Origin of the sequence: Phenylobacterium sp., from assembly GCF_036263695.1 — a bacterium.
GTDB lineage: Bacteria > Pseudomonadota > Alphaproteobacteria > Caulobacterales > Caulobacteraceae > Phenylobacterium.
Genome location: NZ_DATAGM010000356.1, coordinates 1 through 14,180 on the forward strand (window position 1 = coordinate 1; position 14,180 = coordinate 14,180).

A 14,180-nucleotide genomic window follows, 5' to 3' on the forward strand; every position below is an offset into this window, starting at 1 on the left:
CTCGGCCGGCGGCGGGGAGCCGGAGATCACCAGATAACCCGCCACGGCCGCCAGGCCCGCAAGCGCGGCGGCCTTCTTCGCGTTGATCCGTAGCGCGAGCCAAGGCCAGGCCGCGATCCCCAAGCGGAGGGCGAAGAAGACGAACCCGCCGACGATGGCCATGTGCAGACCGGAGATGGAGATGATGTGGGCCAGGCCCGCCGCCCGCATCGCCTCCACCTGATCGCGCGGAATGAACGCCTCGTGGCCAGTGACCATGGCCGCCGCCAGGCCGCCGGTCTCGACGCCCATGGTGGCGACGATCTTCTCGGCCAGCGACCAGCGGACGGCGTTCACCCGCATGGTCAGCCGAAGCCGCCATGGCGGCGTATCGAGCGCCGTCTCTCGGGTGGGCGTCAGCGCGAAACCCACCGCGCCGATGCTCTCGAAGTAGGCGTCGCGCGCGAAGTCGTAGGCCCCGGGGCTGGCGGGCGGCGGCGGCGGATTGAGGATGGCCCGCAGCGAGATGGCCGAGCCGGGGTCCGGCGTCGCCTGCCCGTCCCTAAGGGTGACCCGCACCCGGATCGGCGTCGCCTCCGGCGCCTGGCCGCTGATCCGGACCGGCGCCAGCAGCAGCCGCTGCCCGCCCTGTCCCGGGCTCGCCACGTCCACCACCCAGCCCGAGACGGTACGCGGCCCGGTCGCCTCCACGATCAGGGGCGCGGCGACCCGCCAGGCGCGGATCTTGGCGGCGGAGAAGCCGGCGAGGCCGAACGCCGCCAGCAGCACCAGCACGCCGACGGCGCGCCCGCCGGCCCAGCGCATGGCCGCCAACGCCGCCAGAGCCGCAAAGGCGAGCAGCCCAAGACCCAGCGCGAGGCTCGGCTCTTTCGGCAGGGCGAAATAGGTCCCGGCGCCGGCCCCGAAGGCCATGGGGGCCCACAGCACCCATCGCTCCAGCTGGGTGGTCGCCTCCGCCCCGAGCCAGACCATGACGGCCTCGGCCCTAGGCCGGCCAGGAAGGCGCATGCTAAGAGGCGCCGCCGCTTCGCCGGCTGCTCCCGGAAATTCGATGTCAGACCGCCCCGTCCGCACCCGTATCGCCCCCTCGCCCACCGGCGACATGCACATTGGCACGGCTCGCACCGCGCTTTTCAACTGGCTTTACGCGCGCCACACCGGCGGCCAGTTCCTGCTGCGCATCGAGGATACCGACCGCGAGCGCTCGACGCCCAACGCCGTGCAAGTGATCTTCGACGGGCTGAAGTGGCTGGGCCTGGATCCCGACGAAGAGCCGGTGTTCCAGTTCGCCCGGGCCGACCGCCACCGCGAGGTGGTCCAGGCGCTGCTGGAGCGGGGCGCGGCCTATCGCGACTACATGAGCCCCGAGGAGCTGGAGGCCGAGCGCGAGCTGGCCCGCGCTGCAGGCCGGGTCGTGCGCTCCCCCTGGCGAGACCGCTCGCCCAACGACGCCCCCGACCGTCCCTTCGTCGTGCGCCTGAAGACGCCGCAGACCGGCGAGACGGTGATCGACGACCAGGTGAAGGGCCGCATCGTCTTCCAGAACGAGAACCTGGACGACCTGATCCTGCTGCGCACCGACGGGACGCCCACCTACAACCTGGCCGTCGTCGTGGACGACCACGACATGGGCATCACCCATGTGATCCGCGGCGACGACCATCTCAACAACGCCGCCCGCCAGACGCACATCTACCAGGGCATGGGCTGGGAGGTCCCCGTGTGGGCCCACCTGCCGATGATCCACGGCCCCGACGGCAAGAAGCTCTCCAAGCGCCACGGCGCCCAGGCCGTCTCTGAGTTCGACTCCATGGGCTATCTGCCCGAGGCCATGCGCAACTACCTGGCCAAGCTCGGCTGGGGCCACGGCGACGACGAGATCTTCTCCGACGAGCAGGCAAAGGCCTGGTTCGACATCAAGGACGTCGTCTCGGCTCCGGCCCGGCTGGATTGGGACAAGCTGAACCACGTCAACAACCACTACATCCGCCAGGCCGACGCCCCTCGCCTCGCCAGCCTGGTGGAGACCATCCTGAAGAGTCGGGACTGGACACTGTCGGCCGCCGACCGCGAGGTCCTGGCCCGCACCATACCGCTGGTACGCGACGGGGCCAAAACGCTGCTGGAGCTGGCGGACGCCTGCGTGTTCGCCATCCGCAAGCGCCCGCTGGAGCTGCCGGAGAAGGCCAAGGGCCTGCTCAGCGAGGAGACCCGCGGTCGGCTCGCGCGACTCGCCGAACGGCTCGGAGCGGCCGACGCCTGGCAGGTCGGCGAACTGGAGTCGCTGATCCGCGCCTTCGCGGAGGCCGAAGGGGTCGGGATCGGCAAATTCGGCCCGGCGCTGAGGGCCGTGCTGTCGGGCGGCTCGCCCGCGCCGGACCTGGCCGGCGCCCTTGTGGCCATCGGCCGCGAAGAAAGCTTGGCAAGGGTTGAGGATGCGCTTTCTTCCGGGGCGTAAACGGCTATAAGGCCGTCCGCGAACAAGCGTTTAGCCAGACTTGAGTGAGGAAAGGGGACGGCGGATGGGTGACACGGCGAAGGTGAACGTCGGCGCGAAAACCGTCGAGCTGCCGGTGCTCAAGGGCACGGCCGGACCGGACGTGATCGACGTGCGCAAGCTGTACGCCGAAGCCGACGTGTTCACCTACGATCCAGGCTTCACCTCGACCGCCTCCTGCGAGAGCAAGATCACGTACATCGACGGCGACGCCGGCGTGCTGTTGCACCGCGGCTACCCGATCGACCAACTGGCCGAGAAGTCCAGCTTCCTCGAGGTCTGCTACCTGCTGCTGCACGGCGAGCTGCCGACCGCGGCGCAGTTCGAGGAGTTCGACCACAACATCACCTATCACACCATGCTGCACGAGCAGGTCGATAGGTTTTTCCAAGGCTTCCGTCGGGATGCTCACCCGATGGCGATCATGGTCGGCGCGGTCGGGGCCCTTTCGGCCTTCTACCACGACAGCACCAACATCGACGATCCGCAGCAGCGGATGATCTCCGCCCACCGGATGATCGCCAAGATGCCGACGATCGCGGCGCGGGCGTTCAAATACTTCCGCGGCCAGCCTTTCGTGCATCCGCGCAACGACCTGTCCTACGCCGAGAACTTCCTGCGCATGTGCTTCTCGGTGCCGGCCGAGGACTGGAAGCCCAACCCGGTGCTGACCCGGGCGATGGACCGGATCTTCATCCTGCACGCCGACCACGAGCAGAACGCCTCCACCTCGACGGTTCGGCTGGCGGGCTCGTCGGGGGCCAACCCGTTCGCCTGCATCGCGGCCGGGATCGCCTGCCTCTGGGGCCCCGCGCACGGCGGCGCCAACGAAGAGGCGCTGAACATGCTGGCGGAGATCGGCTCGGTCGACCGCATCCCCGAGTACGTCCAGGGCGTGAAGGACCGCCGCTACCGCCTGATGGGCTTCGGCCACCGGGTCTACAAGAACTACGACCCGCGCGCGAAGGTCATGCAGCAGACCTGCCATGAGGTCCTGGCCGAGGTCGGTATCACCAACGACCCGCTGTTGAAGGTCGCCATGGAGCTCGAGAAGGTCGCCCTCTCGGACGAGTACTTCGTCGAGCGCAAGCTCTACCCGAACGTCGACTTCTACTCCGGCATCACCCTGCGCGCCCTGGGCTTCCCGCCCGAGATGTTCACGGTGCTGTTCGCGGTCGCCCGCACGGTCGGCTGGATCGCCCAGTGGAAGGAAATGATCGAGGATCCGTCCCAGAAGATCGGCCGTCCGCGGCAAATCTACACCGGCGCGGCGCAGCGGGACTACGCCAGCATCGACAAGCGCGGCTGAGGCCGATCAGGCCCGCGCGGCGGCTTCACCCTCGCAGAAGGCGGCGAGCTCCTTGAGGGCCGCCGCCCCGTCGCCCTCGAACGAAGATCCATGCATCAGCGCCAGCGTCCGCGGTGCTAGCGCCGCCATGCGCTGAAGCTCGCGCCCGGTGTTCGGCGCCATGGTCATGGCGCGGAACATCTGCTCGGTCTGGACGGCGGGGCCGGTCACGTCGCTGCGCGTCAGGGCAGGTCCCCGCCCCGCGTGGGTGAGGATGTCGCCGCAGAATAGCACGCCGTCTTCCTCCTCGTAGAAGGCGCCCGCCTCCCAGCCGTGCGGCACGTGTGGCGTCGCCAGCCAGCGCAGCCGCTTGCCGCCGATGTCCAGCACCTCGCCGTCCGCCAGGGCGCGCGGCGGCCGGTCGGCGAGGTCGCTCAAGGACACGTCGCAGCCGAGCTGGCCGTGCACCACCTGCGCCTTGGGCGCGGCCGCCAGCCACTGGTTCATCGATCCGGACTCGTCGGACTCCACATGGCCGAAACTGATCCAGGCCAGCTTCCCCAGCGGGATGACCCGCGCCGCCGCCTCGGCGAGCAGCGGGAACATCTGCCGCGATCCGGTGTGGAACAGCATCGGCTCGTCCCCATCGATCAGGAAGTGGTTGAAGGTGAAACCCGCCGGCGGCGCCACCTGCGGCACGTAGACCGACAGGCGGTAGACGCCCGCGGCGATTTCATCGGTTGCGACATCCATCGGACGCTCCTCCCGTTTGGGCGCATCAGGCGACCGAGGGCGGCGAGCTGCAAGTGGAAAATCGGGGTTCTCCACGGGGTGACCAGGTCCGGAAACGGCCAGACGGCTCGGCCCGGCTGAGCAAGGATGTGGGCGTGAAAAGGAGCCCCTCCCCATGGCCACCATCCGCAAGACCCTCGACCTCGCCGCGCCCGCCGACCGGGTGTGGGAGGCCCTCGCCGACTTCGGCGCCGTGCACCGCCGCATCGCAGCCGGCTTCGTGACGGACAGCCGGCTGGAGGGCGAGACCCGCGTGGTCACCTTCGCCAGCGGCCAAGTCTTCCACGAGCACCTGGTCAGCGCCGACCCGCAGCTGCGCCGCCTGGTCTACGCGATCGCCGAGCCGCCCTTCCTGACCTACCAGGGCACGGTGGAGGTGGTCCCGCAGGGCGAAGGCGGCTGCCGCTTCGTCTGGACGGTCGACCTGCTGCCGAATGAACTCGCCGAGCCGATCGACGAGCAGATGGAGCTGGGCGCCCAGGCGATCCGCCGGACGCTCGAGGCCCCCGTCTCCGCTTGACCTGACGCCGCGCAAGCCGCGCAGTCTGCCTCGCAAAGAGGAAGCGGAGGCGCGGCGATGGCTGAGTTTGAGACCCTGAAGCTCCAGGTGGAGGATGGCGTCGCCCTCCTCACCCTTTCCCGCCCGGATAAGCTGAACGCCTTCAACACCCAGATGCTGAAGGACCTGATCGCCGCCTTCGACGCGACGGATGCTGACGATGCGGTGCGGGCGGTGATCGTCACCGGCGAGGGCCGGGCCTTTTGCGCCGGTGCGGACCTCTCGGCCGGGGCCACCACCTTCGACTACGCCGCCCGCGGCGGCGAGGACCAGGCGGCGCGCACGCAAGGCGGCGTGCAGCGCGACGGCGGCGGCCTCGTCTCGCTCCGCATCTACCGCAGTCTCAAGCCGGTGATTGCGGCGGTGAACGGCGCGGCGGTCGGCGTGGGCGTGACCATGCAGCTGCCGATGGACATCCGCCTGGCTTCGACCGACGCGCGGTTCGGGTTCGTGTTCGCACGGCGCGGCATGAACCCGGAGGCGGCCTCCTCCTGGTTTCTGCCCAAGCTTGTGGGGGTCCAGACCGCTCTGGAGTGGTGCTACACCGGCCGGGTCTTCCCGGCCCAGGAGGCGCTGGACCGGGGCCTCGTCAGATCCCTGCACGCGCCTGACGAGCTGCTGCCGGCCGCCAAGGCCCTGGCACAGGAGATCGCCGACAACACCGCGCCGGTCTCTATCGCCCTCACCCGCCAGCTGATCTGGCGCATGGCCGGCGCAGCTCATCCGATGGAGGCCCACCGCGCCGACAGCCGCGGCATCCAAGCCCGAGGCGCCTCGGCCGACGCCCGCGAAGGGGTGACCTCCTTCCTCGAGAAGCGGCCCGCCGCCTTTCTCAACAAGGTCTCCGCGGACCTACCGGACATCTGGCCGGGCTGGGAGGAGCCGGAGTTCCGCTAGCGCCCTACTCCGCCGTCTCCGCGAACGCCGCGCGCCTGGGGCCCATGAAGCCGAACAGGAAGGCGGCGACCTTGCGCATCTGGATCTCTTCCGAGCCCTCGGTGATCCGGTAGCGCCGGTGGTGGCGGTAGATGTGCTCGAAGGGCTTGTGGCGTGAGTAGCCGATGCCGCCGTGCACCTGCATGGCCCGGTCGGCGGCATCACAGACCAGCCGGTTCGCCCAGTAGTTGCACATCGAGACTTTGTCGGAGATCTCCCGCTCGATCTGCTTGTGAGGCATGCGGTCCATCTCCCAAGCCGTCTTGCGGATCAGCAGCCGTAGCATCTCGGCCTGGGTGGCGAGCTCGACGAGCGGCCACTGGATCGCCTGGTTCTCCGCAAGCGGCTTGCCGAACGGCTTGCGGGCCCGGGCGTATTTCACGCTCTCCTCGATGCAGTAGACCGCCGCGCCCAACGACGAGGCCGCCTGCCGGATGCGGTTCTGGTGGACGAAGCTCTGGCCGAGGCCAAGGCCGCGGCCGATCTCGCCCCAATAGCTGTCCTCAGGGATCCAGACGTCGGTGAACGACACCCGCGGATGGTCGGTGGGCATATTGAAGGTCCACAGCCACTCCTCGATCTTCACGCCAGGCGCATCGGCCGGGACAAGGAAGCAGGTGATGCCGGCCGCATCCCCGTCCTCGCCGCTCGTCCGGGCGAAGACCATCACGTGGGTCGCCACGTGCATGCCCGTGGTCCACATCTTCTCGCCGTTGATCAGCCAGCCGGGCTTGCCGTCGCAAACCTGCGGGACCGCGCGCGTCTCCATGAAGGTGGCGTCCGAGCCGTGGTTGGGCTCGGTGAGGCCGAAGCCGGTGCGGATCCGCCCGTTCAGCAGGTCGTCCCCGTAGCGCTCGTACTGCGCGTTCGTCGCGAACTCCTTGAACATCAGGATGAAGGGGTTGTTGCCGACGATCGAATGCTCGTTCTGCAGGTCGTTGTGCAGTCCCAGGCCCTTGGCTGCCAGGTGCTCGCGGATCACCGCCATGGCCAGGTTGGTGCCGCCTTTCCCCCCCATTTCCGTGGGCCAGGCAAAGCGCAGGTGCCCGGCCGCGTCGGCCCGGCGGCGGGCCTCGGAGAGCAGCTGCTCCCAGTCCTTGGCCGGCAGGCCGCCGGCGTCCCAGTCGGTCCGCGCGTATTCCCGCCGGTGGTCGAAGAAGCGGATATTGTCCCCTTCCCGCTCCAGCGGCTTGATCTCGGCTTCGATGAACGCGTCGAGCTCGGCCAGATAGGTGGTCAGCTCGGCCGGCAGGGTGAAGTCCACGGCCATCCTCCCATCCCCGCTCTGCGGCGGGCTATGCTTGCTTGAAGAGCAGTTTGACTGCCGTTCCGTCCGGTCAGGCAAGGGCGGACAGGGAGGAACCCGGATGGACGACCTCGCGCAGGCCCTGAACCGCCTCGCCCCCGAGCTCGCGTCCGGCGGGGCGGGGATCGAGGGGCTGACGCAGCTCTCCGGGGGCGCCTCGCTGCAAACCTTCGCCTTCTCCGTGATGACGCCGGACGGGTCCGTCCCGCTGATCCTGCGCCGTCGTCCGGTCGCGCTGGCGGAAGGCGCCACGGCTGCGCCGCTGGCCACCGAGGCCGCCCTCATCGCGGCGGCGGGCGCCCGCGGCGCGCCGGTGGCGCAGGTGGTGCGGGTGGCCGGGCCGGAGGACGGCCTGGGCGAGGCTCTGGTCATGCGCCGCGTCGAGGGCGAGACGCTAGGCCGGCGGATCGTCCGGGGCGAGCGGTTCGCCGACGTGCGCTCGCGCCTCGCCCGCCAGTGCGGCGAGATCCTGAGGATCATCCACGCCACGCCCCCGCCGCCCGGCGTGCGGCTCGCCACCTCCGACGCGGCCGGCGAACTCGACCGCTACGAGACGGCCTACCGGGCGAGCGGCGCTGAGCGGCCGGTGCTGGAACTCGCCTTCCGCCACCTGCGCAGCCATGCGCCGCCGGCGGCCGAGCCGAAGCTGCTGCACGGGGACTTCCGGACCGGCAATCTGATGGTCGACCCCGAGCGGGGCGTCGTGGCGGCGCTCGACTGGGAGCTGTCGCACATCGGCGATCCGGCCGAGGACCTCGGCTGGCTGTGCGTCAACTCCTGGCGGTTCGGCGCGGCGGACCGGCCGGTCGGCGGATTCGGCGACTACGAGGATCTGCTGGCCGGCTACGGCGACGCCGCCATGACGCGCGAGCGGGTCCGCTACTGGCAGATGCTCGGCTCGCTGAAGTGGGGCGTCATGTGCCTGATGATGTTCACCGGCGCGGGCGGCCCGGCCGGCGAAGCGGCTTTGGAGCGCCACGTCATTGGCCGGCGCGTCAGCGAGACCGAGATCGACATCCTGACCCTGATGGAGGGCGCCCGATGACCACCCATCCCACCGCCGGCGAATTGGTGGCCGCTGTCTCCGCCTTCTTGGAGCGGCTGACGCCGACTCTGGCGCCCCGGGAGGCCTTCATGGCGCGGGTGGCCCAGAACGCGCTGGGGATCGTCTGGCGCGAGCTGGCCCAGGGTCCGACCGCGGAAGCGGCGGCCGCGGCGCGGCTCTCCGATCTGCTCGGGCGCGAGGGTTCCCTGGAAGCGCTGACGTCCGATCTGTGTCGGGCGTTACGCGACGGCGAACTGGATGCGGCCTCGCCCGGGCTGCTCGAGGCCCTGAAGGCCAACACCCTGGCCCAGCTGGCGATAGACCAGCCGGACTACCGCTGGCGGGCGGAAGGGGCGCCGACGCGCAGCAGCGCCCAGGAGAGCACGTAGCCGAGGATCGGTCCGACCCCGTACCCGACCAGGGGAGTCGGGAAGGCGGCGACCAGCGAGGCGCCGATCAGCGCCAGCCAGTAGGCGGCAAGGGCCGTCGCCAGCGGCCGCCGGCGGCGGCCCTGGGCGGCGATGAACAGGAACGGCATGGGCATCAGGCACAGGCCCAGCGCCACCAGGAAACCCAGCCAGAGCTCCATCGAGAGCGCGGTGGCGGGCATACCCTCCACCCAGCTGACCGGGGCGAGCGTGTCGGGATTGAGCAGCGCCCAGAGCGTCGCCAGCGCCGCGGCGGCGAGGGCGGCGGCGGTCCAACGATTGCGCTCCAGCGCCAGCAGCCCGCCGAGCGCCGCCGTAAGGGCGATCAGCCCGGCGGCGTCCGGCTGCAGCGCCAGCCCCAAGCTCAGCGCCGCAAGAGCCGAGGCGGACCAGGGCCCGGGTCGGCGCGCTGCGACGCCGATCGCCAGCGGGGTGACGAGATGGCCGACGTGGATGGCCACGGCGGGTGTCCCCGCCCACCGGCGGACGCCCTCGACGTCCGGCCCGAACATCGCGGTGAGCAGGATGGCCGCGGCGCAGAGCCAGACGGTGGCGAGCGGCCAGCGCATCGCCTGTTCCGCGCCTTGGCTCATCAACGGGAAGGTCGCCGCGGCGAAGGTGATGGCGACGAACTGCACCCAGGCGGTGTGCGGAGGCGCTTCGCCAAGCACCATCACGATCTGGCCGGAGATGACCGCGAACGCCGCCACGGCGACGCCGAGCCACCAGGTATCGTCGGCCTGCAGCCGGGTCACGCCAGGGTCCCTCCCTGCCGGAAGGCGCGGGTCGGTGGCCCGCTGGAAGTCGTCAGTGTGGGGACGACCTCCTAAAGTCTCGCTAATCCGCCCGCTTGGGCCGGTAGGCCACCAGGACATTGCCGGCCGGCGCGCCGAACTGGGCGTAGCCCGAGCCCACAAACAGCAGCCCATCACCGACGAAGATCGAGTGGCTGTCGATCGAGCCGCCCTTGCCCGGCACGCCGTTCAGCGTCTCGAACGGGCGGGCCGTATCGAGGGTCGCGATCTCCCGCCCATCCTCGGCGGCGAAGATCATCAGCTTGCCGTCCAGCGTGCCGGCGATGACGGCGCCGTCCACAACCAGCGGCGTCGCCGACATGCCGATGTTGCGGCACTTGGCGAAGGCCGCGCGGTCGGCCGGAGCCCCCTCGCCCCGGCGCAGGGCCCGGCAGGACGGATCGCCCAGCAGCCGCTGCCACAGAACCTGGCCCGTGGAGACGTCGAGGGCGTGCATCCCGGCCCCGGCCGGATCGGCGATCGGGGCGAACACCCGCTTGCCGTCGCTCGCCAGACCCCAGTGCACCCCGCCCAGCGGCGAGCCGGGCGACAGGTTGCGCCGCCAGACCTCGCGCCCCTCGGCGTCGATGCCCCAGACGTCGCCGCTCTTCTGGCCAGCGATGACGATCTCCTTGCCGCGGGCGTCGCGGGCGACGATGGCCTGGGAGCCGAAGTCGAAGTCCTTGCGGACGCTGCCGACCGCCGCCGGACAGTTGGCGCCGCGCGAGCAGGCCATGTTCCACACGTCGTTCGACAGCGCCTGGAAGAACCAGCGCGTGCCGCCCTTAATGGCGTCGATGGACCAGATGGCGTCGCTGGTGGCGGTGGCCGGATGGGAGGTGTTCTGGCCGGTGCCGACGTAGATCACCCGGCGCCGCTCGTTGATCGTCGGGCTCGACCACACCGGCGCGCCGGAGGGGCCCCAGAGGTCCGCGCCCGCGGCGTTCTTGCCGCCGGTGGGCTTGGCGTCCGGCATGGTGTGAGCCACCCACAGGCGCGCGCCGTCCCTGGCGCTGAGCGCCACGACCGCCCCGTGAACCTTGCAGCAGGGGAAGTTGGGGTTGCCCGCCCGGGCCACGTCCATCGCCGAAACGGGCACGATGATCCGGTCGCGCCACAGCACCGGCGCGCCGGTCAGCACGGATTCCGGATCGTGGCGGCCCTCGGCGGACCACAGCAGCTTGCCGCTCTGGGCCTCCACCGCCAGCACCTGGCCGGCCACATCCCCGACGATCAGCGCCTTCGGACCGCCTCGGCCGAGCTGGCCGTAGGTCATCGAGGTGCGCATTGGGCGCGGGGTCTTCAGCGACCACTTGATGCAACCGGTCTGGGTGTCGAGCGCCAGCAGGTAGCCGGCCTGGCTCGCCGAGTAGAACAGGGTGGAGCCGACGATCACCGGCGCCGACCGGAGGGAGTTGGTCTGCGGCAGGCCCAGCGACCAGGCGACTTCCAGGCGGCCGAGGTCGGCGGTGGTCAGGCCGGCCCGTTTGGCGTCCAGATTGCGCGAGCCGGCGTAATCGACGCCGAAGCGGGTCCAGGTCTCGGGGCCGGAGAGGTCCACGGCCTTCTTCTCGGCGGGGCAGGCCCCCCGCGCGATCCAGGCCTCGTCGCGCTTGGCGCCTGCGGAGAGGTAGTCGACGACCGCCTGCAACTCCGGCGCTTTCAGCATGGAGCCCTGCTCCTTCATCTTGCCGACGGTCAGCGAGGCCATCACGGCGTCCGCGCCGAGGGTCTGCAGCGCGGCCAGCGGCGGCGACTTGGTGTCGGGATTGTCGTGGCAGGCGGCGCAGGCGCGCTCGTACACCGCGCGGCCCGGGTGCGGCGAGGCGGCGCCTTCGCGCGGCCCCTGCGCCATCGCGGCCGCCCCCAGGGCCAATGCCGCCGCCGCCGCGCCGATCGCCGCCGGCCACGCCCATCTCACGACCATACCGATTCTCCTAACGACGGGACTGGCTCGCACGCCCGCTTTGCGCAGATGTGTCAAAGGTGAGGTTAAGCTAGGCTGCAGCGATGCACATCCGCCGCGAAGCTCCCGAAGACGCCCAGGCCGTCGACCGCCTGGTGGCCGAAGCGTTCGGCGCCGAAGGCGAGAGCACGGCCGATTTCGTCCGCAGGATCCGCCGCGAGGCCGAGGTCTGCCTGGCGCTGGTGGCGGTCGAGGCAGGCGAGATTGTCGGCCAGGCCCAGTTCGGCGCGGTTCCGATCCGGACGCCCCATGGTCCGCGTCGGGGCGCCTACTTCGCCTGCCTCTCAGTCGCGCCCCGCCTGCACGGCCGCGGGATCGGTTCGGCGCTGGTCCAGGCCTCCGTGGCGCAGTTGCGCGAGATAGAGGTCGAGGTCGTGATGGTGCTCGGCAGCCCGCGCTACTACCCGCGTTTCGGCTTTTCGTCGGAGCTGGCGGGACGCATCCGCGCGCCCTACAGCCGCATGGGCAAGGCGTTCCAGGCGATCGAATTGGCGGACGGGGCGCTGGCCCTGGGCGGAGACGCCGATTTCCACCCGGCCCTCGTCTCTATGCCGGAGCCCGACGCGGGCTGAGCACCCGAAGCACCGCTTCGGCCGCGGCTTCCGAGGGATCGGGGCCGCCGCGGCCCATCCGGTCCAGCGCCGCGAACTGCCGGGCGACCTGCGTCTCCCGCAGCTGAGGATCGTCCAGCCGCGCCTCGACCGCCGCCGCCAGGGCCGGCCCGTTGCAGTCGTCCTGCACGAACTCGGGGGCGACGAAGTCCTGGGCCGCGATGTTGAACAGGGTGATCCAGGGCGTGCGGATCAGCCGCTTGAGGATGGCGTGAGTGACCCGCCCGAGGCGGTAGCCCACCACCATCGGGCAGCCCGCGAGGGCGAGCTCGGTGGTCACCGTGCCGCTGCAGGCGAGCGCTACGGTGGCGGTCTTCATGGCCCCCAGCTTGGCCGACTCCCCCTCCAGCACCTCGGCATCGAAGGGCCAGCCGGCGACGTGGGTCTTCACCTGCTCGGCCACCGTGGGCGCCGCTGGGATGAGCACGCGCAGGTCGGGCCGCTTCGCCTTCAGGAGCCGGACCGCGTCCTCGAATGCCGGCAGGACGTTCTTGATCTCGGAGGGCCGGCTGCCCGGCAGCACGAGCAGCGTCGGGCCCCCGCGCTCCTGCCCGACCGACAGGTCGGCCCTCGAGAAGTCCAGCGACAGGGCGGAGTTGCCGACGAAGGTGGTGGGCAGGCCCGCCGCCTCGAACATCGGCGCGTCGAACTTGTGGATGGTCAGCAGGTGATCGACGGCGGCGGCCAGCACCTTGGCCCGGCCGGGCCTGCTGGCCCAGACCTGCGGGCCGACGTACTTGATGAGCGGCAGCGTCGGGTCGTGCCGGCGCAGGCGGTGCGCTACACGTAGGGTGAAGCCCCAGGAGTCGATCAGCACCGCCACGTCCGGCCGCTCACGGGCCGCCAGCGCCGCCGTCTCGTCGGCCCGCCGCACGACCTTCGGGTAGGCCATCAGACCCTCCAGCAGGCCCAGCACCGACAGCTCGGAGATGTCGAAGGGGCTCTCCAGCCCCTCGGCGGCCATGCGCGCGCCGCCGACGCCGACGAACCGGACCTTGTCCCCAAATCGACGCCTGAGGGCCTGCATCAGGCCGGCGCCACGGTCGTCGCCGGAGGCCTCCGCGGCCACCAGCATCACCGTCAGGCTCGTCACGCCGCCTCGACGCCGACGATGAACAGGCCGAGCTCGTCGGCCAGGCCGATGACCGCCTCTCGGTCGAGAACGATCAGCCCGTGCGCCTCGCCGGCGATGCCTGCCAACCCAACCTGCGCGGCCCGCTGGATGGTCCCCAGGCCGATAGTCGGCAGGTCCACCTTGGTCTCCTGGATCGGCTTGGGCGCCTTGGCGAGGACGCCTCGCGGCGTATCGGGCGTTCCGCGGACGGCTGGGGACAGCTCGCCGACGCGGCGGAGCATGGCGTCGGTGCCCTCCTGCGCCTCGACGGCCAGCACCAGGCCTTCGCAGACGACGGCCCCCTGCCCCACGTCCAGCCGACCGATCGCGCGGGCGACCTCGAGGGCGCGGGCGATGTCGCCCTCGTGCTCAGGGCCGGGCTTGACGCGCCCGAGCGGTCCGGCGGGAAGCGTCAGGTCGCCCATTACCTCGTGCGCGCCTTCGACCGCGAAGCCTTCCTTCTCGAACTCGCCTAGGAGCGCGCGAAGGAGAGCGTCGTCGCCCTTGCGGGCGGCGGCCAGCACGCCGGGTAACGCGACGAGGCCCCGCAAGTCGGGCGCGAGCGCGCGGAAGTCGGGGCGCATCACCTGGCCGGCGAAACAGACGGCCCTGCAGCCGGCCCGCTTGAGCGCCTTGAAGCACTTGCCGAGCTCGGCGATGCCGACATCCGTCCCGGGGTAGCGGGCGAGCTCGGGCCCAGCCGAGCCCTTCAGCCGCACGACGAAGAACGGACGACCCGCCCGCCGGCAGTGGGTCGCGATCTCCACCGGCAGCGCCCCGCCGCCGGCGATCAGGCCCAACTTCACCATGTGTCCCCCGTCAAACCTCCCGCTCGGGCAGGCAC

14 protein-coding genes are annotated in these 14,180 nt (G+C 70.9%); 7 read left to right on the forward strand and 7 right to left on the reverse strand.

All coding sequences use genetic code 11. From position 1 onward, the window contains the following. Nucleotides 1-1,008: ComEC/Rec2 family competence protein (locus tag VHK87_RS14525; protein WP_414694151.1), on the reverse strand; the 1,008-nt coding region annotated here is incomplete at its 3' end. Between the two features lie 43 nt (nt 1,009-1,051). Between VHK87_RS14525 and gltX the strand changes: the two genes are divergently transcribed. Then, nucleotides 1,052-2,458 carry a glutamate--tRNA ligase gene (gltX, locus tag VHK87_RS14530; RefSeq protein WP_329635603.1) on the forward strand — a complete coding sequence of 469 codons (1,407 nt, stop codon included), beginning with the start codon at nt 1,052-1,054 and terminating at the stop codon, nt 2,456-2,458. Nucleotides 2,459-2,522: 64 nt separating this feature from the next. Beyond that, nucleotides 2,523-3,806 carry a citrate synthase gene (gltA, locus tag VHK87_RS14535; RefSeq protein ID WP_329635604.1) on the forward strand — a complete coding sequence of 428 codons (1,284 nt, stop codon included), beginning with the start codon at nt 2,523-2,525 and terminating at the stop codon, nt 3,804-3,806. Between the two features lie 6 nt (nt 3,807-3,812). Here gltA and VHK87_RS14540 read toward each other — a convergent pair whose 3' ends face one another. After that, nucleotides 3,813-4,538 (reverse strand): MBL fold metallo-hydrolase, encoded by a 726-nt coding sequence (locus VHK87_RS14540; RefSeq protein WP_329635605.1) that lies wholly within the window; start codon nt 4,536-4,538, stop codon nt 3,813-3,815. Nucleotides 4,539-4,692: 154 nt separating this feature from the next. Here VHK87_RS14540 and VHK87_RS14545 point away from each other — a divergent pair, with 154 nt between their 5' ends. Then, a complete protein-coding gene (locus VHK87_RS14545) occupies nt 4,693-5,097 on the forward strand; it encodes an SRPBCC family protein (protein ID WP_329635606.1) in 405 nt (134 codons plus the stop codon). A 57-nt stretch (nt 5,098-5,154) separates the two neighbouring features. Then, nucleotides 5,155-6,033, forward strand: a complete 879-nt coding sequence (locus tag VHK87_RS14550) for a crotonase/enoyl-CoA hydratase family protein (protein ID WP_329635607.1) — start codon at nt 5,155-5,157, stop codon at nt 6,031-6,033. A gap of 4 nt (nt 6,034-6,037) precedes the next feature. Here VHK87_RS14550 and VHK87_RS14555 read toward each other — a convergent pair whose 3' ends face one another. Then, a complete protein-coding gene (locus VHK87_RS14555; protein ID WP_329635608.1) occupies nt 6,038-7,342 on the reverse strand; it encodes an acyl-CoA dehydrogenase family protein in 1,305 nt (434 codons plus the stop codon). 97 nt (nt 7,343-7,439) lie between these two features. Between VHK87_RS14555 and VHK87_RS14560 the strand changes: the two genes are divergently transcribed. Further along, complete coding sequence (locus VHK87_RS14560) at nt 7,440-8,423, forward strand: phosphotransferase family protein (protein WP_329635609.1); 984 nt, start codon at nt 7,440-7,442, stop codon at nt 8,421-8,423. Next, nucleotides 8,420-8,812 (forward strand): DUF6285 domain-containing protein, encoded by a 393-nt coding sequence (locus VHK87_RS14565; protein ID WP_329635610.1) that lies wholly within the window; start codon nt 8,420-8,422, stop codon nt 8,810-8,812. Before VHK87_RS14560 ends, VHK87_RS14565 begins: the two co-directional genes overlap by 4 nt. Here the strand turns inward: VHK87_RS14565 and VHK87_RS14570 are convergent. Together VHK87_RS14570 and VHK87_RS14575 are read right to left on the reverse strand one after the other, a co-directional pair. Then, complete coding sequence (locus VHK87_RS14570) at nt 8,755-9,606, reverse strand: hypothetical protein (protein ID WP_329635611.1); 852 nt, start codon at nt 9,604-9,606, stop codon at nt 8,755-8,757. The genes VHK87_RS14565 and VHK87_RS14570 overlap by 58 nt on opposite strands. A gap of 82 nt (nt 9,607-9,688) precedes the next feature. After that, nucleotides 9,689-11,572, reverse strand: a complete 1,884-nt coding sequence (locus tag VHK87_RS14575; protein WP_329635612.1) for a PQQ-binding-like beta-propeller repeat protein — start codon at nt 11,570-11,572, stop codon at nt 9,689-9,691. An 83-nt stretch (nt 11,573-11,655) separates the two neighbouring features. Here VHK87_RS14575 and VHK87_RS14580 point away from each other — a divergent pair, with 83 nt between their 5' ends. Next, the gene (locus VHK87_RS14580; protein WP_329635613.1) at nt 11,656-12,183 is read left to right on the forward strand and encodes an N-acetyltransferase; all 528 of its coding nucleotides are present in this window, start codon (nt 11,656-11,658) and stop codon (nt 12,181-12,183) included. On the opposite strand, the gene lpxB is transcribed toward VHK87_RS14580, so the two are convergent. Then, on the reverse strand, nt 12,158-13,315 hold the full coding sequence (lpxB, locus tag VHK87_RS14585; protein ID WP_329635614.1) for a lipid-A-disaccharide synthase: 1,158 nt from the start codon (nt 13,313-13,315) through the stop codon (nt 12,158-12,160). The genes VHK87_RS14580 and lpxB overlap by 26 nt on opposite strands. Continuing rightward, a complete protein-coding gene (lpxI, locus tag VHK87_RS14590; RefSeq protein WP_329635616.1) occupies nt 13,312-14,145 on the reverse strand; it encodes a UDP-2,3-diacylglucosamine diphosphatase in 834 nt (277 codons plus the stop codon). Before lpxI ends, lpxB begins: the two co-directional genes overlap by 4 nt. Between the last annotated feature and the right edge of the window lie 35 nt (nt 14,146-14,180).